Here is a 21,626-nt window from a genome sequence, read left to right as displayed (position 1 = left end):
GCTTGCCTGCGATAGCGGTGTATCAGCCACCAGAAAGTTGCCTGATACACCGCTATCGCGGGCAAGCCCGGCTCCCACAGGGTATGGCGGTGAAGCCTATGGCTTGGTTTCTTCCACCGGCACATGCATGCGATCCCGGTTGGCCAGGGTCGGGAACAGCTTGATCCACACCCCGGTCACCACCAGGGTGCCAACCCCGCCCATCACCACCGCAGGCACGGTGCCAAACCAGTGGGCGGTAATCCCGGATTCGAATTCGCCCAATTGATTGGACGCACCGATAAACAGGCCATTGACCGCACTCACTCGCCCGCGCATTTCATCTGGCGTTTCCAACTGCACGAACGATGCACGGATCACCATGCTGATCATGTCTGCCGCGCCCAGTACCACCAGCACCGCCAGTGAAAACCAGAACGAAGTCGACAGGCCGAAGGCGATGGTTGCCACCCCGAACACGCCGACGGCGGTGAACATCACGCGGCCCACCTTGCGGTCTACTGAGAACCGCGCCAGCCACAGTGACATCAGCAATGCGCCCACGGCCGGGGCCGACCGCAGCAGGCCCAGGCCCCAGGCACCGGTCAGCAGGATGTCCTTGGCGAACACCGGTAACAGCGCGGTGGCGCCGCCCAGCAGCACGGCAAACAGGTCCAGGGAGATGGCGCCAAGAATGTCCGGGCGGCTGCGGATAAAGCGTATGCCGGCCAGCAGCGAGTCCAGGGTGGCCTTGGCTTTGTTCAGCGGAGTCTGGCGTGCGGGCAGGTTAAGTGTCAGCACGCAGGCGATCAGGTACAGCGCCACGGTGGGGCCGAACACCCACACGCTGCCAAACGCGTAAAGCAAACCGCCCACGGCCGGTGCGACGATGGTCGCCAGTTGCTGGGCCGATTGCGAGGCGGCCACAGCGCGGGGGAACAGCGCGCTGGGCACGATGCTGGGCAAGAGCGCCTGGGTGGTGGGCATTTCAAACGATCGCGCGGCGCCCAGCAGGAAGGCGAGGATAAAGATCATCTCGCGGGTCACGTTGCCGGTCAGGCCGCCGATGGCCAGGGACAAGGCGATCAGCGCCTGCAAGGTCTGGCAGATGGCAGCGACCCGGCGGCGTTCATAGCGATCAGCCACGTGCCCGGTGTGCAGCATGAACAGCACGCGCGGCACGAATTCCACCAGGCCAACCAGGCCCAGGTCCAGCACGTTGCCGGTCAGTTGGTAGAGGTTCCAGCCGATTGCCACGGTGAGCATCTGGAAGCCGCTGGCGGTAAAGATCCGCGCCAGCCAGAACGCGATGAAAGGACGGTGGTGACGTAGCAGCAACGCAGGTTCACTGGGCATCGGAAATTCAGGTCAGGAGCGGGGGAATGGCGAGATTAGCATCAAGCTGTAACAAATAGTTGCAAGAACAGGGCTGAGGCAAGCTGTCACGCGGCAAAAGACCACACAGTCCTACAGCAAAAATGGGACTACTCTTTCAACGATGCTTGATCCAGATCAAAACCTGCCCCGGGATTGTTCTGGCGGCCGCAAGGCCAGATTCCCCACGCGATGGGTAATAAAAGAAACGAATTGAAATTCGCCACACTCCATATCCGTGGGGGCAGTGGGTGCAGGCTCCCAGCCAGCAGCCGGTATTACCTGACAGAGGAAGACTTATGTTCGGTTTGGAGGCGCTAGATCTCGCCCGAATTCAATTCGCGTTCACCATCTCATTCCACATCCTGTTCCCGGCGATCACCATCGGCCTGGCCAGTTACCTTGCGGTGCTGGAGGGCTTGTGGCTCAAGACCCACAACGACACCTACCGTGACCTCTACCACTTCTGGTCGAAGATCTTTGCCGTCAACTTCGGCATGGGGGTGGTATCGGGCTTGGTCATGGCCTACCAGTTCGGTACCAACTGGAGCCGCTTCTCGGACTTCGCCGGTGCCGTCACCGGGCCATTGCTGACGTACGAAGTGCTCACGGCCTTCTTCCTCGAGGCCGGTTTCCTGGGCGTGATGTTGTTCGGCTGGAACAAGGTGGGGCGCAAGCTGCACTTCTTCGCCACGGTGATGGTGGCCGTGGGTACGTTGATCTCCACGTTCTGGATTCTTGCCTCCAACAGCTGGATGCAGACGCCCCAGGGCTTTGAAATCATCGATGGCCGCGTAATACCGACCGACTGGCTGGCGGTGATCTTCAACCCGTCGTTCCCCTACCGCCTGATGCACATGGCCACGGCTGCTTTTGTTGCCACGGCGTTCTTCGTCGGCTCGTCGGCGGCCTGGCATTTACTGCGCGGCAAGGACAACCCGGCGATCCGCAAAATGCTCTCGATGGCGATGTGGATGGCCCTGATCGTTGCGCCCATCCAGGCGGTGATCGGCGACTTCCACGGCCTCAATACCCTCAAGCATCAACCGGCCAAGATCGCCGCGATTGAAGGCCACTGGGAAAATATCGGCAACGAGCCCACGCCGCTGATTTTGTTCGGTTGGCCGGACATGCAAGCCGAGAAAACCAAATACGCGGTCGAGATTCCGTACCTGGGCAGCCTGATCCTGACTCACTCCCTGGACAAGCAGGTGCCGGCGCTCAAGGATTTCCCGCCTGAGGACCGTCCCAACTCCACCATTGTGTTCTGGTCGTTCCGGGTCATGGTCGGCCTGGGGTTCCTGATGATCTTCACCGGTCTGTTCAGCCTGTGGCTGCGCCGGGGCGACAAAATGTACACCTCCAAACCGTTCCTGTACCTGGCGCTGTGGATGGGCCCGTCTGGGCTGATTGCGATTCTTGCCGGTTGGTTCACCACCGAAATCGGTCGCCAGCCCTGGGTGGTCTACGGGTTGATGCGCACGGCAGATGCCTCCTCCGGGCATAGCCTGACGCAGATGACCATTACCCTGGTGTTGTTCGTGGTGGTGTACTTCGCGCTGTTCGGCGCGGGCCTGGGCTACATGATGCGCCTGGTGCGCAAAGGCCCCGTGACCCACGACAGTACCGAGCCCGCCCACGGTGGCCCCGGCCAGAAACGCACCCCCGCGCGTCCGTTGTCTGCTGCCGACGATGGCAGTGATAACGACCACGACCACATCCAGCACAAGGGGAATTGAGATGGGTATTGATCTTCCGCTGATCTGGGCCGTGATCATCATCTTCGGCATCATGATGTACGTGGTCATGGACGGCTTCGACCTGGGGATCGGCATTCTTTTCCCGTTTGTTCCGGGCAAAGTCGACCGTGACGTAATGATGAACACCGTGGCGCCCGTATGGGACGGCAACGAAACCTGGCTGGTACTCGGGGGCGCGGCGTTGTTCGGCGCGTTCCCGCTGGCCTATTCGGTGGTGTTGTCGGCGCTGTACCTGCCGCTGATCCTGATGCTGATCGGCCTGATCTTCCGCGGCGTGGCCTTTGAGTTCCGCTTCAAGGCCAAGGACCACAAGCGTCACCTGTGGGACAAGGCGTTTATTGGCGGCTCGCTGGCGGCGACCTTCTTCCAGGGGGTGGCGTTGGGCGCCTTTATCGACGGTATTCCGGTGGTGGATCGCCAGTTCGCCGGCGGCTCACTGGACTGGCTCACACCCTTCACGATGTTCTGCGGCGTGGCGCTGATCGTGGCGTATGCCTTGCTCGGCTGCACCTGGCTGATCATGAAGACCGAAGGCAAGTTGCAGGAGCAGATGCACAATCTGGCGCGGCCTTTGGCGTTTGTAGTGTTGGCGGTGATCGGCATCGTCAGCATCTGGACGCCGCTGACCCATCCGGAAATCGCCTCGCGCTGGTTCACCTTGCCGAACCTGTTCTGGTTCCTGCCGGTGCCGATCCTGGTGCTGGTCACCATGTACGGGCTGATCCGCGCCGTGGCACGTAATGCGCACTACACGCCGTTCCTGTTGACGCTGGTGCTGATTTTCCTCGGCTACAGCGGGCTGGGGATCAGCCTGTGGCCGAACATCATCCCGCCGTCCGTGTCGATCTGGGATGCCGCCGCGCCGCCGCAAAGCCAGGGCTTCATGCTGGTGGGTACGCTGTTCATCATCCCGTTTATCCTGGGCTATACCTTCTGGAGCTACTACGTGTTCCGCGGCAAGGTCACCCACGAAGACGGCTATCACTAGGAGGGTTGAACCATGTCAAAACCTTCGTTGCATGAGATTGAACAGGCCGAGAAGCAGCCGTTGTGGCGGCGCCTGGGGTGGCTGGCGATGATCTGGACCGGCAGCGTGCTGGCCCTGTTCGTGGTGGCCAGCCTGATGCGCATGTTCATGAATGCGGCAGGCCTGAGCACGCATTGACACTGTAGGAGCGAGCTTGCTCGCGAAAAACGTCAACGATAACGCGGGGTGCCTGACGCCCTGCGGTGTTCTCAGGTTTTTCGCGAGCAAGCTCGCTCCTACAATAAGCAGGGCTTTTTTATTTACGCGCCTTGAGGATGACGAACTTGGGCGTGGCCGCTACTTGCTCGACACCACGGAACAACCGCGCCAGCTTGCTGTGGTAGCCCAGGTGACGATTCCCGACGATGTACAAGGCGCCACCGACCACCAGCGCTTCGCGTGCCTGCTGGAACATGCGCCAGGCGAGGAAGTCGCCCACCACTTGTTGTTGGTGGAACGGTGGGTTGCACAGCACCACTTCCAGCGATTGCGCCTCCTGGCCGGCCAGGCCATCGTCGGCACGTACGCTGACGTCCCGCTCTCCCAAGGCGGCTTGCCAGTTTTCGGCGGCCGATTGCACTGCCATATACGACTCATCCACCAAGGTGTAGTGCGCGTCGGGGTTCTGCAGGGCGCTGGCAATCGCCAGTACGCCGTTGCCGCAGCCCAGGTCCGCCACGCGTGCACTGCCCAGGTTTTTTGGCAGGTGCGGCAGGAAGGCACGGGTGCCGATGTCCAGGCCTTCGCGGCAAAAGACGTTGGCGTGGTTACACAACTCGATGACCGGCGCATCCAGGGTATAGCGGGTCGGGTAGGGCGAGACCGCGGCAGGGCGCGGCTCGACGCTGGCAATCAGCAACCGCGCCTTTTTGACCGCCAATGAGGCGTGCATGGGCCCGATGTAACGCTCCAGCAATTCGCCCGCAGCCCGTGGCAAATGCTTGACCATTGCGCCTGCGATCACCTCGGCGCCTGGCGCCAGTTGCCCTTGCAGGCGGATCAGTTGTTCTTCCAGCAACGCCAGGGTTTTCGGCACGCGGATCAACACGCGATCGAACGGCCCGGTCGCGAACTGGCTGGCCGGTATGAAGGGCACGGCATCAAAGTGCTTGCCGTTGCGCACCAGGTTTTTCTCCAGGCCCTGAGCGGCGAGGAACGAGTCACCGCTGGAGGTCACTTGCACCTGGCCTTGAAGGCTGGCTGCCAGGGCGCCGAAGCTGTCATTGAGCACCAGCACGCGGGTGGCAGCAGTAAGCTGTTGCGCGGCGAGGTGGCTGAGCAGGTATTCGTCGGCGGCATCGAAGGCTTGCAGCGGATCATTGTGTTGCTCTGGCTGACGAATCAGGTCGAGCTGGGCGAAAGGGCTGTCAAGCAGGGGCATGGCGGGGCGAGGCTCTGGGTAATCGACGGACCGTCTGAGTGAACGGCGGGGCAACCGTGCAAAGCGCACCCTCAACACTCAGAATTGGCCGTAAATGTTACGTTTTTTTCAACGCGATGACATGCGGTGTTTTACGTGGGCTAAAACAGCCCGGCTTTAGCGGCGCGCAGCACCGCCTGGATCTTGTTATGCACGCCCAGTTTCTTGAAGGTACTGCTGATATGAAAGCCCACGGTGCGCTCGGACAGGCAAAGAATCGCGGCAATCTCGGAGGCGGTCTTGCCCATCGCCGACCACTTGAGGATTTCTGTTTCCCGGGCAGTCAATTTGCTGGGCGCTTTGATGTCGGGGGCGTCGGCGTACTTCTGCGCGACGACCGCATGCATCGCATGGCAAAGCCACAACACCTGGCCGGCTTTTTCGTAAAGCTCTTCAGGGCTGACCTCGCCCTTGCTGCGAACCAGGGTCAGCATGCTGAATACACCCTGGAAGTCATGCACGGCTTGGGTCCAGCCTAAATGCACCCCGCATGACTGGGCCAACTCCCAAAGCTTGGGGGTGTTGGCAAAGGTTTTTTGTTCCCAGAGAATGGGCAGTACCGAGGTCTTACAGTGGGTTACAACGGGGTCTACATCGAAGAAGTGCGCTTGTTTATAAATGCTAAGCCATTCATTTGGATAGTTATTAAACAAAATGGGTTTTGTTTGAGTGCTTTGTGATTGGGAACTCATGGTAAAGGAGCAATATTCGAAACCTAGTTCATAAGTGTGGTTTATCACCATCTCAAACACACTGGTGATTTCACTCTCGCCGTCCAGCTTGGGCAGCCGGGCATTATGCCAATTGACCATCGGTGACTCTCCATGCGTGTATATGTGACCTGGGTACGTCCTGATCCCCCATTGCAGCTCGAAAACAAGTGTAGGGTAAGTCCTACAACTGAGCTTGAAAAATATTTTACTTGTAGGGTTTGTCTAGTTGGCCGGTTTTGTACAAGACTTGGAGCTTTGTATAAGAGCGCTAGGCAGGTATCTTTTTTTCAATACTTTTAAGGTCTTGAAGGTAGTGTCAAAGTGATGTCGCTTTAAGTACCGCTTCATCTAGTGAGGTATTCAGGGCGCGTTAATAGCCAAATAATTAGTGCCAGCGTGGAGCCATGGCTGACCTGTTGGACTGGTTAAAAAACGCGCAGGCCACCCGCGTGAACCTTGAGTGACGGCAAAGCCAGTACCAATCATCAGTGTTTGCGCGGTCTGTTTTGAGGGACACTAACGGCCTGTGCAAAACGGAGCCCCCCATGACGGCCAGTGCTGAGAAATTTACCCGCCAGACCCTGCTCGATGTGCAATCGCTGACCCCCAGCCTGTTCACCCTGCGCACCACCCGCGATGCCGGTTTTCGTTTTACCGCCGGCCAGTTCGTGCGCCTGGGCGTTACCAGGGCGGATGGCAGCACCGTCTGGCGTGCCTATTCCATCGTGTCTTCGCCGTTTGACGAGCATCTGGATTTCTTTTCCATCGTGGTCCCCGGTGGTGAGTTCACCAGTGAACTGAGCCGCCTGAAGGTGGGCGATACCTTGCTGGTCGAGCGCCAGGCCACCGGGTTTCTGACCCTCAACCGCTTTGTCGACGGGCGTGACTTGTGGTTGCTGGGAACCGGAACGGGCGTCGCGCCGTTCCTGTCGATCCTGCAGGACTTCGAAGTGTGGGAAAAATTCGAGCGCATCATCCTGGTGTACAGCGCCCGGGAAGCCAAGGAACTGGCCTACCAGTCGCTGATCGACACGCTGGGTGAGCGCGAGTACCTGGCCGAGTACGCCCACAAGCTCACCTACATTCCCATCGTCACCCGCGAGCAGCATCCGGGCGCGTTGAATGGGCGTATTACGGCCTTGATCGAAAATGGCGAATTGGAGCGGGCCGCCGGCGTGGAGCTGACGGCACAGGATTCGCGTGTACTGATTTGCGGCAACCCGCAGATGGTCGATGACACGCGCCAGTTGCTCAAGCAGCGGGACATGCAACTGAGCCTGAGCCGACGACCTGGCCAGGTGGCGGTAGAAAATTATTGGTAGAAAAAAGGCGCCTTGCGAGGCGCCTTTTTTGCATCCGCAGGTTAAAGCGGCTTGTTGTTCTGTGCCTTGAGCAGATCGCGGATCTCGCCCAGCAGCACTTCTTCCTTGCTTGGCGTCGGCGGCAAGCTTGGGGCCACGGCTTCTTCGCGCTTCAGACGGTTGATCGCCTTCACACCCATGAAGATTGCAAACGCGACGATTATAAAGTCGATGATGCTCTGGATGAACTTGCCGTAGGCCAGGACAACAGCGGGTACATCACCCTGTGCTGCCTTGAGCGTGACGGCCAGATCGGCAAAGTCCACGCCACCGATCAGCAGGCCGATGGGAGGCATTATCACGTCGCCTACAAATGAGGAAACAATCTTGCCGAAGGCAGCACCGATGATGATACCGACGGCCATGTCGACCACATTACCTTTGACCGCGAAGGCCTTGAACTCACTGATCACGCCCATAGGTTATTCCTTGTTACAGTTGAGGAGGGTGGAGGTCAGTGTAATTCAGTCGAACAGCGCTTGCTCGAAACAACTGTTAACACTGTCGGTTTTTATCGACACATCAAATCGCAAATAGTTTGCAAAGTGCCACTAGTCGCGCGCGAATTAGCCGCTATTTCAGCGGGTTACCAGATTTTTTTCTTAATCGGGCCTGTGGTGTTTTTCTATTTATCTTCTGACTCGCAGGTCACTAGCCTCTGGCAAGCACAACTGAATGTGCATTAAAAAAACCAGAGGAAACCTCGATGAATACTCCAATCAGCCGCAGGCCCGTGTCGGCGCGCCACGCGCTGGCACTGGTGACCGCCAGCCTGCTTTCCCTCTCCGTACAAGCCGCCAACCTGACCCGCGATAACGGGGCCAACGTCGGTGATAACCAGAACTCCCAAACCGCCGGTGCCAATGGCCCGGTGCTGCTGCAAGATGTGCAACTGATCCAGAAACTGCAACGCTTCGACCGCGAACGCATCCCAGAGCGCGTAGTGCACGCACGCGGCACGGGCGCCCATGGCACCTTCACCGTGACCGACAACCTCAGCGACCTGACCAAGGCCAAAGTGTTCGCCGCCGGTGAAACCACACCAGTGTTCGTACGCTTCTCGGCCGTGGTGCATGGCAACCACTCCCCGGAAACCCTGCGTGACCCACGGGGCTTCGCCACCAAGTTCTATACCGCCGAAGGTAACTGGGACCTGGTCGGTAACAACTTCCCCACGTTCTTTATTCGGGATGCCATCAAGTTCCCGGACATGGTCCATGCCTTTAAACCGGACCCACGCACTAACCTGGACGATGACTCGCGCCGTTTCGACTTCTTCTCCCATGTTCCAGAGTCCACTCGTACACTGACCGAGTTGTACTCGGACTCCGGCACCCCAGCCAGTTACCGCGAAATGGACGGCAACGGCGTACATGCCTACAAGTTGATTAACGCCAAAGGCGAAGTGCACTACGTCAAGTTCCACTGGAAGAGCCAGCAGGGCATCAAGAACCTTGATCCCAAGCAAGTTACCGAGGTGCAGGGGCGTGACTACAGCCATATGACCAATGATCTGGTCACGCACATCAACAAAGGCGACTTCCCTAAGTGGGACCTGTATGTGCAGGTGCTCAAGCCTGAAGACCTGGCCAAGTTTGATTTCGACCCACTGGATGCCACCAAGATCTGGCCGAATGTGCCCGAGCGCAAAGTCGGGCAAATGGTGCTGAACCGCAACCCGGCCAATGTGTTCCAGGAAACCGAGCAAGTCGCGATGGCCCCGGCCAACCTGGTACCGGGTATCGAGCCGTCGGAAGACCGCCTGCTGCAGGGGCGCGTGTTCTCCTACGCCGATACGCAAATGTACCGCCTGGGCGCGAACGCCTTGCAGTTGCCGATCAACGCTCCACGGATCACCGTCAACAACGGCAACCAGGACGGCGCGATGAACGTCGGCAAGACCACCACCGGCGTCAACTACCAGCCAAGCCGCCTGTTGCCCCGCGAAGAGCCGCAAGCCGCACGCTACAGCCAGTCGCCGCTGTCGGGCAGCACCCAGCAGGCCAAGATTCAACGTGAGCAGAACTTCAAGCAGGCCGGTGACCTGTACCGCTCCTACACCAAGAAAGAGCGCGAAGACCTCATCAACAACTTTGGCGGCTCATTGGCCACCACCGATGACGAGAGCAAGCACATCATCCTGTCGTTCCTCTACAAGGCGGATCCGGAATACGGCACCGGCGTGGCCAAGGTCGCCAAGGGCGATCTGGCTCGCGTAAAGGCGCTGGCGGAAAAACTGACTGACTGATTCGTTGGTTATGGTCGGCGCCTTCACGGGCGTCGACCTTTGGCAGGAGAACACCCTATGCGCATCACTATCGGTTTACTGATGGCCATGCTGGCCTTCGCTGCCCAAGCCGAGTCCCCCGACCCGGTGGCGCTCAAGGCACAGTTGCAGGACTACTATTTCGACGCCGCCCGTCGTGGCGACCTCGACATGCTCAACACCTTCATAGCGTCCGGCTACGGCCTCAATGCCCAGGATGACAAGGGCTACACCGCGTTGATCCTGGCTGCTTATCACGGCCAGGGCCCGTATGTGGAGCGTCTGCTCGATGCCGGCGCCGACGCCTGCGTGCAGGATAAACGCGGTAACACAGCGTTGATGGGCGCTATCTTCAAAGGCGAGCTGAAAATCGCCCAGCGGCTGTTGGCCACCGACTGCAATCCCGACCAGCGCAACGGCGCAGGGCAGACCGCCGCCATGTACGCCGGGTTGTTCAAGCGCGTCGAATTGTTGGGGGCGCTGCAAGCCAAAGGCGCAGACCTGAACGCCGAGGACCCCGTGGGTAACAGTGCTTCACGTTTAGCCAAGGGCGAAATCCGGACCCCAGCGTCGCGCTGAGCTATCATCGCGGTTTTTCGGTTGGAGGTTCTCACATGGCAAAGGCCAAGCGCATGTACGGCTGCACAGAGTGCGGCGCGACCTTTCCCAAATGGGCGGGCCAGTGCTCCGAATGCGGCGCGTGGAACACGCTGACTGAAACCATGATCGAGAGTGGCGGTGCCGCGGCCCCCACCGGCCGTGCCGGCTGGACCGGGCAACAGGCGCAGATCAAGACTCTGGCCGAAGTCAGCGTCGAAGAGATCCCGCGCTTTTCTACCGCCTCCGGCGAATTGGATCGGGTATTGGGCGGTGGTCTGGTGGATGGCTCAGTGGTATTGATTGGCGGTGATCCGGGCATCGGCAAGTCCACGATCCTGCTGCAAACCCTGTGCAGCATCGCCAGCCGCATGCCAGCGCTGTATGTCACCGGCGAAGAGTCCCAGCAGCAAGTGGCCATGCGCGCCCGGCGCCTGGGCTTGCCCCAGGACCAACTGCGGGTCATGACCGAAACCTGCATCGAAAGCATCATCGCCACGGCGCGCATCGAAAAGCCTAAAGTCATGGTCATTGACTCGATCCAGACGATTTTCACCGAACAACTGCAATCGGCACCCGGCGGCGTGTCCCAGGTGCGCGAAAGCGCGGCGCTGTTGGTGCGTTACGCCAAGCAGAGCGGCACGGCGATCTTCCTGGTCGGCCACGTGACCAAAGAAGGCGCACTGGCCGGGCCACGGGTGTTGGAACACATGGTCGACACCGTGCTGTATTTCGAAGGGGAATCTGACGGTCGCCTGCGCCTGCTGCGGGCGGTGAAGAACCGTTTTGGCGCCGTCAACGAACTGGGCGTGTTCGCCATGACCGATCGGGGGCTGAAAGAAGTCTCGAACCCCTCGGCGATTTTTCTCACCCGCGCTCAGGAAGAAGTTCCGGGCAGTGTGGTAATGGCGACGTGGGAAGGCACCCGGCCGATGCTGGTGGAAGTCCAGGCGCTGGTGGATGACAGCCATTTGGCCAACCCACGGCGGGTCACATTGGGCCTGGACCAGAACCGCCTGGCGATGTTGCTGGCGGTGCTGCACCGACATGGCGGCATTCCGACCCACGATCAGGATGTGTTCCTTAACGTGGTGGGCGGGGTCAAGGTGCTGGAGACTGCGTCCGACCTGGCGCTGATGGCGGCGGTGATGTCCAGCCTGCGTAATCGGCCGTTGCCCCATGACTTGCTGGTGTTTGGCGAGGTGGGTTTGTCGGGCGAAGTGCGCCCGGTGCCGAGTGGGCAGGAGCGGTTGAAAGAGGCGGCCAAGCATGGCTTCAAACGGGCGATTGTGCCCAAGGGCAATGCGCCGAAGGAGGCGCCGCCAGGGTTGCAGATCATTGCTGTGACGCGGCTGGAGCAGGCGCTGGATGCCCTGTTCGAATAATCCGCAGCACTGCTGAACCCCTGTGGGAGCTGGCTTGCCTGCGATAGCGGCGGGTCAGCTCACCCATCCTTGTCTGATGAACCGCCATCGCAGGCAAGCCAGCTCCACCCTTGATTCATGTTGGCGGCTAGAACTCCAGCAGGGCGCCCAGCTCGCGCTCCAGTTCTTGCTCATCACCCAGGTTCAACTCAACGAACCTACGCAAATGGCTGATCGAATCCAGATCAATGTGTTTGCACACAAAGCCCAATTGACCCTGCTCTTCATGGGTCAGCCGCGCTTGCATCTTTATATGCGTCTTCTGGTCCAGGCGTATGTCGACGTCAAAGGGCAGCGCTTTATTTCCCTTCCAGTTGTCAGGCCGTTCCACCAGCAATCCCTTGAGTGATAAATCCACCAGTTTTACCGGCCATTCGCTGCCGCTTTGCCGAAGTTCGGCCGTGGCATCAAAGGCGATCCGGCGAAAACGGCGACGTTCGGACGCATGCTCGGTCATGGTAAAGCCCTCTGTGAATGGGAGGAGTGTAGCCCGGGGCCATCAAGGGGCGTTTATTTCGGCTTTTTTTAGCGGTTGAAGGCTCTAGACCAACGTAGGGGGCTGGTCTTTGAGGCCAGTAGCGCTAAACTCGGGCTGGCTGTCCTTTCTGTCCACCCTGGCTGGAATATAAAAATGAAAAATAATAATAGCCTGCTACGCCACTTACCCTGGCTGGTGCTGGCAATTGTAGGAGCGTGCGCCCTGGGCGTAGTGGCCTTGCGCCGCGGCGAGGCGATCAACGCCTTGTGGATTGTGGTCGCTGCTGTGGCCATCTACCTGGTTGCGTACCGTTACTACAGTCTGTTCATCGCCAACAACGTGATGCAACTCGATCCACGGCGGGCAACCCCTGCGGTGGTCAACAACGATGGTCTGGACTACGTACCAACCAACAAACACATTCTTTTCGGTCACCACTTTGCGGCGATTGCCGGTGCAGGCCCGTTGGTCGGCCCGGTGCTGGCGGCGCAAATGGGCTATCTGCCCGGCACCCTCTGGCTGATTGCCGGGGTGGTGCTGGCCGGTGCGGTGCAAGACTTCATGGTCCTGTTCCTGTCCACTCGTCGCAACGGCCGTTCCCTGGGGGACATGGTTCGCGAAGAGATGGGCCGCATTCCGGGGACCATCGCGCTGTTCGGCTGCTTCCTGATCATGATCATCATCCTCGCGGTGCTGGCGCTGATCGTGGTCAAGGCCCTGGCCGAGAGCCCATGGGGCATCTTCACGGTGATGGCGACCATCCCGATCGCGATGTTCATGGGCATCTACATGCGCTACATCCGCCCGGGCCGCATCGGGGAAATCTCGATCATCGGCGTGCTGTTGCTGCTGGGTTCGATCTGGCTGGGCGGGCAGATTGCCGCTGATCCGGTATGGGCCAAGGCGTTCACCTTCACCGGCATCCAGATTACCTGGATGTTGATCGGCTACGGCTTCGTGGCCGCTGTGCTGCCGGTGTGGCTGATCCTGGCGCCCCGCGACTACCTGTCGACGTTCCTGAAAATCGGCACCATCATCGCTCTGGCGATTGGCATCCTGGTCACCATGCCTGACCTGAAAATGCCGGCACTCACCCAGTTCATCGACGGCACCGGCCCGGTGTGGAAGGGCGGCCTGTTTCCGTTCCTGTTCATCACCATTGCCTGTGGCGCGGTCTCGGGCTTCCATGCGCTGATCTCCTCGGGCACCACGCCCAAGCTGCTGGCCAGTGAAAGCCATGCCCGTTACATCGGTTACGGCGGCATGCTGATGGAGTCGTTCGTGGCCATCATGGCGATGGTTGCCGCTTCGGTGATCGAGCCTGGCGTGTACTTCGCCATGAACAGCCCGGCTGCCATTGTCGGCACCGACGTGGTCACCGTGGCGCAAACCGTCAGCAGCTGGGGCTTTGCAATTACCCCTGAGGCGTTGTCGGCCGTTGCCCACGATATCGGCGAAACCACCATCCTGGCCCGTGCCGGCGGTGCGCCGACGTTGGCGGTGGGCATCGCGCAGATCCTGCACAGTGTGCTGCCAGGTGAAAACACCATGGCGTTCTGGTACCACTTTGCGATCCTGTTCGAAGCGCTGTTCATCCTTACGGCAGTGGATGCCGGTACCCGCGCCGGTCGTTTCATGCTGCAAGACCTGCTCGGTTCCTTCGTGCCTGCGCTCAAACGCACCGAGTCGTGGACTGCCAACCTGATTGCTACCGCAGGCTGCGTGGCGATGTGGGGTTACTTGCTGTACCAGGGCGTGATCGACCCGCTGGGTGGCATCAATACCTTGTGGCCGCTGTTCGGTATCTCCAACCAGATGCTGGCCGGTATCGCGCTGATGCTGGCGACCGTTGTGCTGATCAAAATGAAGCGTCAGCGCTACGTCTGGGTGACCATGTTGCCAGCGGTGTGGCTGTTGATCTGCACCACCACCGCAGGCTTCATCAAGCTGTTCGACGCCAACCCGGCGATCGGCTTCCTGTCGCTGGCCAAGAAATACAGCGATGCCCTAGCTAACGGCCAGATCCTCGCCCCGGCCAAGAGCATCGACCAGATGCAACACGTGATCTGGAACGCCTACACCAACGCAACGCTGACGGCGCTGTTCCTGTTCGTGGTGTTCAGCATCCTGTTCTATGCGCTCAAAGTCGGCGTCGCCGCCTGGGGCAACAAAGAGCGTACGGATAAAGAAGCCCCGTTCCAGGCTGTACCGGACGCATAACGAGGATTGCAGACATGTTCAATGACATCAGTCGCCTCGGTAAATACCTCGGTCAGGCCGCCCGCCTGATGGTCGGCATGCCCGACTACGACACCTACGTCGAGCATATGCAAACCAAACACCCGGACAAGCCGGTGATGGACTACAAGGCGTTCTTCCGGGAACGCCAGGAAGCCCGTTACGGCGGCAAGGGTGGGCCCAAGTGCTGCTAAGTTGGTAAAACGGCTGTACCTGTAGGAGCGAGCTTGCTCGCGAAAAACCCAAGGACACCACGTGCATCCAGACAGCACGCGTTATCGTTGACGTTCTTCGCGAGCAAGCTCGCTCCTACAGTTGTTTTTGCGCCCTCATATTTCAGGAGAATCTCTTTGTCCTCTCCCATCCCCGTCACCATCCTCAGCGGCTTCCTCGGTGCCGGCAAGACCACCTTGCTGCGCCACCTGCTCAAAGCCGAGCACGGCTTGAAAATCGCTGTGATCGAAAACGAATTCAGTGACGCCGGTATCGACACCCAATTGCTGGGCGACGAGCCAGTGCAAGTGATGACCCTGTCCAACGGCTGCGTGTGCTGCACCATCCACACCGACCTGACCAAAGCCCTGTACCTGTTGCTGGAACGCCTGGACAGCGGCGAGATCGCCTTCGACAGGCTGGTGATCGAATGCACCGGCCTGGCCGACCCTGCGCCGGTGGCCCAGACCTTCTTCATCGACGAAGAGCTGCGCGAACGCTATATCCTCGACGGCATCATCACCCTGGTGGATGCGGCCCACGCCGAGCATCATCTGACCCAGACCATCGCCCAGGCCCAGATCGGCTTTGCCGACCGCCTGTTGGTGAGCAAACGCGACCTGGTAGACGACGCCAGCTTCGACGCCCTCAGCCAGCGCCTCACCCGCATCAACCGCCGTGCTCCAATTCGTGTGGTGGATCACGGCAAGATTGACCTGGCCGAATTGCTGGATGTGCGCGGCTTCAACCTCAATGCCGGCATGAGCCTGCGCCCGGTCAGTGCAGCGCCTTCGGTCGACCGTATTTCCAGCCTGGTGCTGCGCACCGACCAGCCGCTGGATATCGACCGTCTCAGCGAGTTCATGAACGAACTGCTGGAAGACCATGGCAAGCAACTGCTGCGTTACAAGGGCGTATTGAACATTGCCGGAGAAGACCGACGCATGGTGTTCCAGGGCGTGCTGAAGCTGTATGGCTTCGACTGGGATACCGAATGGGCCGAGGGCGAGGCGCGGGAGAGTGTGATCGTGTTTATTGCCGATGAGCTGCCCGAAGACAAGATCCGCCAAGGCTTTGAGCGGGTCTACCAATAAATCCGGCTTGAAATGCACTCCAATGTGGGAGCTGGCTTGCCTGCGATAGCGGCAGGTCAATCACTGATGGGCTGACTGCAAAACCACCATCGCAGGCAAGGCAGCTCCCACACTTGACCCTGTTTCAAATTGAAATCGGCATAAAAAAGCCCACTTGTAGGAGCGAGCTTGCTCGCGAAGAACTCACAGGCAACGCGTGCACCCAAGATGCACGCGTTATCGTTGACGTTTTTCGCGAGCAAGCTCGCTCCTACAGTGGGCTTCTCGGTATTACGCGCCGTATACCGGCAGCTTCTTGCAGATGGCCTTGACCTTCTCACGTACCGCGTCGATCACGGCTTCGTTGTTCAGGTCGGCCAGGATGTCGCAGATCCAGCCCGCCAGTTCCTTGCACTCGGCTTCCTTGAAGCCACGGGTGGTCACTGCCGGGGTGCCGAAGCGCAGGCCGGAGGTGACGAACGGCGAACGTGGGTCGTTCGGCACGGAGTTCTTGTTCACGGTGATGAAAGCTTTGCCCAGGGCAGCGTCAGCATCTTTACCGGAAATGTCCTGCTTGATCAGCGACAGCAGGAACAGGTGGTTTTCGGTACCGCCGGACACCACGTCAAAACCGCGCTCGATGAACACGCTGGCCATGGTCTTGGCGTTCTTGACCACTTGTTGCTGGTAGGTCTTGAACTCAGGCTGCAGTGCTTCCTTGAAGCAGATCGCCTTGGCCGCGATCACGTGCTCCAGCGGGCCGCCTTGGGCGCCCGGGAAAACGGCGGAGTTGAGCTTCTTCTCGATCTCGGCGTTGGCGCGTGCCAGGATCAGGCCGCCACGTGGACCGCGCAGGGTCTTGTGGGTCGTGGTGGTGACCACGTCAGCGTAAGGCACTGGGTTGGGGTAAACGCCCGCAGCCACCAGACCGGCCACGTGGGCCATGTCGACGAACAGGTAGGCACCGACCTTGTCGGCGATTTCACGGAAGCGTGGGAAGTCCAGGATCTGCGAGTAGGCAGAGAAACCGGCCACGATCATTTTTGGCTTGTGCTCGACCGCCAGGCGCTCGACTTCGTCGTAGTCGATCAGGCCGTTGGCATCGATACCGTACTGAACGGCGTTGTACAGCTTGCCGGAGGACGAAACCGTGGCGCCGTGGGTCAGGTGACCGCCGTGGGCCAGGCTCATGCCCAGGATGGTGTCGCCGCCTTGCAGCAGGGCCAGGTACACGGCGCTGTTGGCTTGGGAACCGGCGTGTGGCTGGACGTTGGCGTAATCGGCGCCGAACAGCTCTTTTGCACGGTCGATGGCCAACTGCTCAACCACGTCGACGTACTCGCAACCACCGTAGTAGCGCTTGCCTGGGTAGCCTTCGGCGTACTTGTTGGTCAGAACCGAACCTTGAGCCTCCATCACCGCAGGGCTGGTGTAGTTTTCCGAAGCGATCAGCTCAATGTGCTCTTCCTGGCGCACGGCTTCTTGCTCCATGGCGGCGAAGAGATCGGCGTCGTACTTGGCAATAGTCAAATCACGGCTGAACATGGCGGTCCTCAAGGATCGGGGGCAGAAAAGGAGGGCATTCTAACTCAATGGGTTTTAGATGGCATATGAAAGGACATCATGTCGCGGACAAGTGGGGTTCATCTGCGGATGATCGTTCCCACGCTCTGCGTGGGAATGCATCCCGTGACGCTCTGCGTCACATTTAAAAGCGGACGCAGAGCGTCCAGAATTGCGTTCCCACGCGGAGCGTGGGAACGATCAGGGACTTCAGTCAAACATGAACAGCGCATCATTACTGAACTGCACTTCAAACCGGTTCGCCGGCATTGGCCGCCCGAACAGGTAACCCTGCACCTCATCACAGCCATGCTCACGCAGGAAGTCCAACTGCTCATGGGTTTCCACGCCTTCGGCAATCACCGCCAGGTTCAGGCTGTGGGCCATGGCAATGATCGCCCGGGCAATCTGTGCGTCCTGCTCACCCGAGGGCAGGCCGTCGACGAAGGTGCGGTCGATCTTCAGCACGTCGATAGGGAATTGCTTGAGGTAATTGAGCGACGAATAGCCGGTGCCGAAGTCATCCACCGCGATGCTCAGGCCCAGGTTTTTCAGGCTGGCGAGGATCTGCAGGGCTTCGTTGACTTCACGCATCAGGATACTTTCGGTCAGTTCCAGCTCCAGGCACGCCGGCGGCAGGCCGGTGTCCTTGAGGATGGTGGCGATGCGCGTGCCCAACTGGCCGTCGGAGAACTGCCGCGCCGAGATGTTCACTGATACTTTCGGCACGCGCACTTTGTTCTGGTGCCAGGTCTTGAGCTGGCGGCAGGCTTCGCCGATCACCCAGTCGCCCACGTCCACCACCAGCCCGAGCTCTTCCAGCACCGGGATAAAGTCCCCCGGCGGTACCAGGCCACGGCGCGGGTGGCGCCAGCGCAGCAGGGCTTCGGCGCCGGTCAGGCGTTTGCCGTCGCCGCTGAATTGCGGCTGGTAATAGAGCACGAATTCGTTCTGGTCCAGGGCGTGGCGCAGGTCGCTTTCCAGTTCCAGGCGCTCCAGGGCGCTGGCGTTCATGTCGGCCTGGTAGAACTGGAAGTTGTTCTTGCCGCGCTCTTTAGCGTGATACATCGCCGTGTCGGCGTTTTTCATCAATTGGCTCAGCTCGTTGCCGTCTTGCGGGCTGAGGGCGATGCCGATACTGGCGGTCACGAAGAACTCGCGGCCTTCCAGCACAAAGGGTTTGACCAGGCTGGCGAGGATCTGCTCGGCCACATGAATGGCGCGGTTCAGCGCCATATCGCGGCTGACCCGTGGTTGCAGGAGCAAGGTGAATTCGTCGCCGCCCATGCGCGCCACGGTGTCGTCCTCGGCCACACAACCGAGTAGGCGCGTGGCCATTTCCTTGAGCATCCGGTCGCCGGCCGCGTGGCCGAGGGAGTCGTTGATCGGCTTGAAGCGGTCAAGGTCGAGGAACATCAGCACCACCCACGACTTCTGCCGTTCGGCGGACTGCAACGCGGTGTGCAGGCGGTCCTGGAACAGGGTGCGATTGGGCAGGTGGGTCAGGGCGTCATAGTAGGCCAGGCGGTGGATGCGCTGCTCACTGGCCTTGCGCTCGCTGATATCGCTGAAGAAACACACGTAGCTGGCCAGGTCGCCTTCGTCGTCGAACACCGCGGTAATGCCGACCCAGGCCGGGTAATGCTCGCCATTGAGACGCTTGAGCCACACCTCGCCTTCCCAGGTGCTGTGCTGGTGCAATTGCTTGAGCACATAACGCAGATGGGCTTCCTGCTGCTCATCGACGGTGAGCATATTGGGCAACTGGTCGAGCACATCGCTCACCGCATAGCCGCTGACCCGGCTGAACGCCTCGTTGGCCTGCACGATATAACCGGCTGGGTCGGTGATCAGGATCGCCGAAGTGGAATGTTCGAACACCGTGGCTGCCATGCGCAGGTCTTTTTCGGCGCGTCGTTGCTGGCTGATATCGCGGCCTACGCCGAGGATGCCTTCAAACGCGCCATGTTCATCCCACACCAGCACCAGGCGCAGTTCGATCGGCACTTTGCGCCCGTCGGCGCGCAGGCAGTCGAACAGAAACAGTTGGGTCTGGACTTCATCGCGCAACGTGTTCAAGGCGTCGGGGTTGCCGAGGGCGCGGCTGACCTGTTCCATCAGGCTGTAAATGCCGGTCAACTGCTGAGGGTTGGCAACGATCGACTGCCAGCCGTTCTTGAACACCCAGTCCACGTCATAGCCCAGGACGGTGTTGACCGAGGGGCTGATGTAGTTGAGGGCCAGTTGGCTGTCGGTGGAGCAGATCACGTCGCTGATGCTTTCGGCCAGCATCCGGTAGCGCTGTTCACTGTCGCGTAGTGATTCACTGGCCTCGATCTGGTCGGTAATGTCCTTGGCCACGCCTATGATCCGGGTGACCACCGTAGACGTATCGCGGGCCAGCGCCTGTTCGCGGATATCGAAGCGGCGCCACTGGTTATTGCGGTGGCGAAAGCGCAGTTGGCAGTGCAATTGGGTCGTATAGCCGACCTGGCGTTGCTGTTCGCGCGCGTCATGGTAGTGCTCGGCGTCTTCTGGGTGCAGCAGGATTTCCCAGAAGTACTCACCCATTTGCTGCAGTTCGGCTTTGTTGTAGCCCAGGGTGTGGCCCAGATGGTGGTTGCTGAAAATCATGCGCTGGCTGATCACGTCCTGCACATACAGGTGATCGGGCACGGTGCGCACCACATCCGACCAGAAGCTTTCACGCTCCACCAGCGACAACTCGATCAGCTTGCGGCTGGTGATGTCGCTGATGCTGAGAATCACGGCCTTGACGTCATCCTGCTGCTCCGGCAAACGCATCACCAGCCACAGGTACTGTTCGTTGCCGGCCACGTCGTTGAGCTGGATTTCCAGCTCCAGCTGTTTTTGCCGGGTCAGTACGGCTTCCAGCACCTGATAGCCGATGGACGTGGCATTGCGCGGGCAGTCATCGATCAGGCGTTCCCACGCCTGCTCGCAGGACGCGACGTTGAGCAGGCGCACGGCCATCTGGTTGACCTCGGTGACGCGCAACTCCTTGAGCAGTTGCTTGCGCTCGGCGGGGTTGGCCTGCAACCAGGCGAGCAACTGCTCGCGGCTTTGCACCTGGGTCTTGTTGCAAAACGCCTTGAGCCCCGACAGGTCCAACACGCACAACGCGACGCCGGTGCCTTCGAAGATGTCCTGGTAGCGTCGCCGGCCTTCATTCACCTGGCGTTGGCGGCGGCGCATGTTGAGCAGCACGATCACCGGGATCAGCGAAAACGCCAGGCCCAGCAGGCACTTGCCGATAAAGGCGGGCAGTAGTTGTTCCAACACCGCGCTGCGGTCAAACATGCCGCGCAGTTGCCAATCGCTTTTGCTCAACGGCGTGACCAGCACGCTGCGGTTCAATTCTTCCGGCGTCAGGGCGCCGGACCATTGCGCCGGCATGCCGCTGTCACGGCTGACCACACGATGGTTCAGGCTGTTCTCGATCGCCCACATCGGGCGCTGGCCCTGGACATCCTGGCGCGTGAGGTTGGCCAGATAATTGGGCGCCAGGCGCAAGGCCCAGTACACCTTGGAGCCACCGCTGGGTTGGTGCAGCAACAGATAGATGACCGTGCCGTCATTGTCGTTGCTCAGGTAGTAGGACTGGGCGTGACTGCGCTTGACCAGGTCTTCGAGCAGGGCACTGTCTTGGCTGCCTTCGGCAGTGTCGCTGATCAGTGCGCCGCTGGGGGCGAGCAGGGCGAAGCTGCGCAGGTCCGGCAGCGAGCGCTGCAACGTGCGCATCAGGGCCTGCTGCTGTTCGGGGTTGCGCGGCGGCTCGACAATCGGCAACAGGTTCAGGGCGATCTGCGCGCTCAGGGCCATGCTCTGGCTGATCTGCTCGGCCAGGTCGGCACTGTAGTCGATGGTGTATTGCTGTTGGTTTTTCTGGTTCTGCTGCAATTGGTCCAACAGTTGCCAGAACAACAAGGCGAGCAACAGCAGGATAAGCGTCGCCAACGCGCCTTTCAAGGTGCCGTGCAGGGGCGCTCCCGGCGCAATATGAGCGGCGCGCAAGGGCGTGGGCGGCGTGACGTTGGACAAACTGTGATCCTGCGGTTTGGCTGGACTGGCGCGCGACGTGCACTATAAGCCGGACGCCCGAAGGGCGGCTAGCATGCC

17 protein-coding genes and 1 pseudogene are annotated in these 21,626 nt (G+C 60.1%); 11 read left to right on the top strand and 7 right to left on the bottom strand.

Annotated features, from left to right (window positions below; all coding sequences use genetic code 11):
• Nucleotides 1–96: 96 nt before the first annotated feature.
• Nucleotides 97–1,335, bottom strand: a complete 1,239-nt coding sequence (locus tag HBO10_RS20650) for an MFS transporter (protein WP_034126944.1) — start codon at nucleotides 1,333–1,335, stop codon at nucleotides 97–99.
• Between the two features lie 317 nt (nucleotides 1,336–1,652).
• On the opposite strand from HBO10_RS20650, the gene HBO10_RS20645 reads away from it, so the two are divergent.
• The 4 genes and pseudogenes from HBO10_RS20645 to HBO10_RS31395 all read left to right on the top strand — a co-directional run.
• A complete protein-coding gene (locus tag HBO10_RS20645) occupies nucleotides 1,653–3,092 on the top strand; it encodes a cytochrome ubiquinol oxidase subunit I (protein WP_034126945.1) in 1,440 nt (479 codons plus the stop codon).
• 1 nt (nucleotide 3,093) lies between these two features.
• On the top strand, nucleotides 3,094–4,101 hold the full coding sequence (gene cydB / locus HBO10_RS20640) for a cytochrome d ubiquinol oxidase subunit II (protein ID WP_034126946.1): 1,008 nt from the start codon (nucleotides 3,094–3,096) through the stop codon (nucleotides 4,099–4,101).
• 12 nt (nucleotides 4,102–4,113) lie between these two features.
• Nucleotides 4,114–4,278 (top strand): DUF2474 domain-containing protein, encoded by a 165-nt coding sequence (locus HBO10_RS20635; protein WP_003194328.1) that lies wholly within the window; start codon nucleotides 4,114–4,116, stop codon nucleotides 4,276–4,278.
• 16 nt (nucleotides 4,279–4,294) lie between these two features.
• A pseudogene (locus HBO10_RS31395) lies at nucleotides 4,295–4,384 on the top strand (outer membrane lipoprotein carrier protein LolA); the annotation flags it as partial.
• Nucleotides 4,385–4,396: 12 nt separating this feature from the next.
• On the opposite strand, the gene HBO10_RS20630 reads toward HBO10_RS31395, so the two are convergent.
• Both HBO10_RS20630 and HBO10_RS20625 read right to left on the bottom strand, forming a co-directional pair.
• Complete coding sequence (locus HBO10_RS20630; protein ID WP_034126947.1) at nucleotides 4,397–5,521, bottom strand: class I SAM-dependent methyltransferase; 1,125 nt, start codon at nucleotides 5,519–5,521, stop codon at nucleotides 4,397–4,399.
• A gap of 140 nt (nucleotides 5,522–5,661) precedes the next feature.
• A complete protein-coding gene (locus HBO10_RS20625; RefSeq protein ID WP_034126948.1) occupies nucleotides 5,662–6,372 on the bottom strand; it encodes a LuxR family transcriptional regulator in 711 nt (236 codons plus the stop codon).
• 446 nt (nucleotides 6,373–6,818) lie between these two features.
• Here HBO10_RS20625 and HBO10_RS20620 point away from each other — a divergent pair, with 446 nt between their 5' ends.
• A complete protein-coding gene (locus HBO10_RS20620) occupies nucleotides 6,819–7,595 on the top strand; it encodes a ferredoxin--NADP reductase (RefSeq protein ID WP_034126949.1) in 777 nt (258 codons plus the stop codon).
• Nucleotides 7,596–7,636: 41 nt separating this feature from the next.
• On the opposite strand, the gene mscL is transcribed toward HBO10_RS20620, so the two are convergent.
• The gene (gene mscL, locus HBO10_RS20615; RefSeq protein WP_014720019.1) at nucleotides 7,637–8,053 is read right to left on the bottom strand and encodes a large-conductance mechanosensitive channel protein MscL; all 417 of its coding nucleotides are present in this window, start codon (nucleotides 8,051–8,053) and stop codon (nucleotides 7,637–7,639) included.
• A gap of 287 nt (nucleotides 8,054–8,340) precedes the next feature.
• On the opposite strand from mscL, the gene katB reads away from it, so the two are divergent.
• The 3 genes from katB to radA are packed head-to-tail and all read left to right on the top strand — an operon-like array spanning nucleotide 8,341 to nucleotide 11,882.
• Nucleotides 8,341–9,882, top strand: a complete 1,542-nt coding sequence (gene katB / locus HBO10_RS20610) for a catalase KatB (RefSeq protein ID WP_034126950.1) — start codon at nucleotides 8,341–8,343, stop codon at nucleotides 9,880–9,882.
• Between the two features lie 57 nt (nucleotides 9,883–9,939).
• Nucleotides 9,940–10,479, top strand: a complete 540-nt coding sequence (locus tag HBO10_RS20605) for an ankyrin repeat domain-containing protein (RefSeq protein ID WP_169922099.1) — start codon at nucleotides 9,940–9,942, stop codon at nucleotides 10,477–10,479.
• A gap of 35 nt (nucleotides 10,480–10,514) precedes the next feature.
• Nucleotides 10,515–11,882 (top strand): DNA repair protein RadA, encoded by a 1,368-nt coding sequence (gene radA / locus HBO10_RS20600; RefSeq protein WP_003194313.1) that lies wholly within the window; start codon nucleotides 10,515–10,517, stop codon nucleotides 11,880–11,882.
• Nucleotides 11,883–12,009: 127 nt separating this feature from the next.
• Here radA and HBO10_RS20595 read toward each other — a convergent pair whose 3' ends face one another.
• On the bottom strand, nucleotides 12,010–12,378 hold the full coding sequence (locus HBO10_RS20595; RefSeq protein ID WP_034126952.1) for a PilZ domain-containing protein: 369 nt from the start codon (nucleotides 12,376–12,378) through the stop codon (nucleotides 12,010–12,012).
• A gap of 174 nt (nucleotides 12,379–12,552) precedes the next feature.
• Between HBO10_RS20595 and HBO10_RS20590 the strand changes: the two genes are divergently transcribed.
• The 3 genes from HBO10_RS20590 (at nucleotide 12,553) to yjiA (ending at nucleotide 15,944) form a co-directional block, all read left to right on the top strand.
• Nucleotides 12,553–14,619, top strand: coding sequence for a carbon starvation CstA family protein (locus tag HBO10_RS20590; RefSeq protein ID WP_034126953.1), 2,067 nt, complete (start codon nucleotides 12,553–12,555; stop codon nucleotides 14,617–14,619).
• Between the two features lie 14 nt (nucleotides 14,620–14,633).
• On the top strand, nucleotides 14,634–14,831 hold the full coding sequence (locus tag HBO10_RS20585) for a YbdD/YjiX family protein (protein WP_003194308.1): 198 nt from the start codon (nucleotides 14,634–14,636) through the stop codon (nucleotides 14,829–14,831).
• Nucleotides 14,832–14,987: 156 nt separating this feature from the next.
• Nucleotides 14,988–15,944, top strand: coding sequence for a GTPase (gene yjiA, locus HBO10_RS20580; protein WP_014720013.1), 957 nt, complete (start codon nucleotides 14,988–14,990; stop codon nucleotides 15,942–15,944).
• 270 nt (nucleotides 15,945–16,214) lie between these two features.
• Here yjiA and glyA read toward each other — a convergent pair whose 3' ends face one another.
• On the bottom strand, nucleotides 16,215–17,468 hold the full coding sequence (glyA, locus tag HBO10_RS20575) for a serine hydroxymethyltransferase (RefSeq protein ID WP_003194304.1): 1,254 nt from the start codon (nucleotides 17,466–17,468) through the stop codon (nucleotides 16,215–16,217).
• 228 nt (nucleotides 17,469–17,696) lie between these two features.
• Nucleotides 17,697–21,548: a bifunctional diguanylate cyclase/phosphodiesterase gene (locus tag HBO10_RS20570; protein WP_169922098.1), complete on the bottom strand. Its 3,852-nt coding sequence runs from the start codon at nucleotides 21,546–21,548 to the stop codon at nucleotides 17,697–17,699.
• Between the last annotated feature and the right edge of the window lie 78 nt (nucleotides 21,549–21,626).

Source organism: Pseudomonas sp. WS 5503 (genome assembly GCF_012985385.1).
Taxonomy (GTDB): Bacteria; Pseudomonadota; Gammaproteobacteria; order Pseudomonadales; family Pseudomonadaceae; genus Aquipseudomonas; species Aquipseudomonas paracarnis.
The sequence above is the reverse complement of the archived record's forward strand: the minus strand, read 5'-3'. Positions and strand labels throughout refer to the sequence as shown.

What these genes read in the sequence shown, in the direction of transcription:
- HBO10_RS20650 (WP_034126944.1), bottom strand. Translation starts at nt 1,335, where the DNA reads ATGCCCAGTGAACCTGCGTTGCTGCTACGTCACCACCGTCCTTTCATC.
- HBO10_RS20645 (WP_034126945.1), top strand. Translation starts at nt 1,653, where the DNA reads ATGTTCGGTTTGGAGGCGCTAGATCTCGCCCGAATTCAATTCGCGTTC.
- cydB (WP_034126946.1), top strand. Translation starts at nt 3,094, where the DNA reads ATGGGTATTGATCTTCCGCTGATCTGGGCCGTGATCATCATCTTCGGC.
- HBO10_RS20635 (WP_003194328.1), top strand. Translation starts at nt 4,114, where the DNA reads ATGTCAAAACCTTCGTTGCATGAGATTGAACAGGCCGAGAAGCAGCCG.
- HBO10_RS20630 (WP_034126947.1), bottom strand. Translation starts at nt 5,521, where the DNA reads ATGCCCCTGCTTGACAGCCCTTTCGCCCAGCTCGACCTGATTCGTCAG.
- HBO10_RS20625 (WP_034126948.1), bottom strand. Translation starts at nt 6,372, where the DNA reads ATGGTCAATTGGCATAATGCCCGGCTGCCCAAGCTGGACGGCGAGAGT.
- HBO10_RS20620 (WP_034126949.1), top strand. Translation starts at nt 6,819, where the DNA reads ATGACGGCCAGTGCTGAGAAATTTACCCGCCAGACCCTGCTCGATGTG.
- mscL (WP_014720019.1), bottom strand. Translation starts at nt 8,053, where the DNA reads ATGGGCGTGATCAGTGAGTTCAAGGCCTTCGCGGTCAAAGGTAATGTG.
- katB (WP_034126950.1), top strand. Translation starts at nt 8,341, where the DNA reads ATGAATACTCCAATCAGCCGCAGGCCCGTGTCGGCGCGCCACGCGCTG.
- HBO10_RS20605 (WP_169922099.1), top strand. Translation starts at nt 9,940, where the DNA reads ATGCGCATCACTATCGGTTTACTGATGGCCATGCTGGCCTTCGCTGCC.
- radA (WP_003194313.1), top strand. Translation starts at nt 10,515, where the DNA reads ATGGCAAAGGCCAAGCGCATGTACGGCTGCACAGAGTGCGGCGCGACC.
- HBO10_RS20595 (WP_034126952.1), bottom strand. Translation starts at nt 12,378, where the DNA reads ATGACCGAGCATGCGTCCGAACGTCGCCGTTTTCGCCGGATCGCCTTT.
- HBO10_RS20590 (WP_034126953.1), top strand. Translation starts at nt 12,553, where the DNA reads ATGAAAAATAATAATAGCCTGCTACGCCACTTACCCTGGCTGGTGCTG.
- HBO10_RS20585 (WP_003194308.1), top strand. Translation starts at nt 14,634, where the DNA reads ATGTTCAATGACATCAGTCGCCTCGGTAAATACCTCGGTCAGGCCGCC.
- glyA (WP_003194304.1), bottom strand. Translation starts at nt 17,468, where the DNA reads ATGTTCAGCCGTGATTTGACTATTGCCAAGTACGACGCCGATCTCTTC.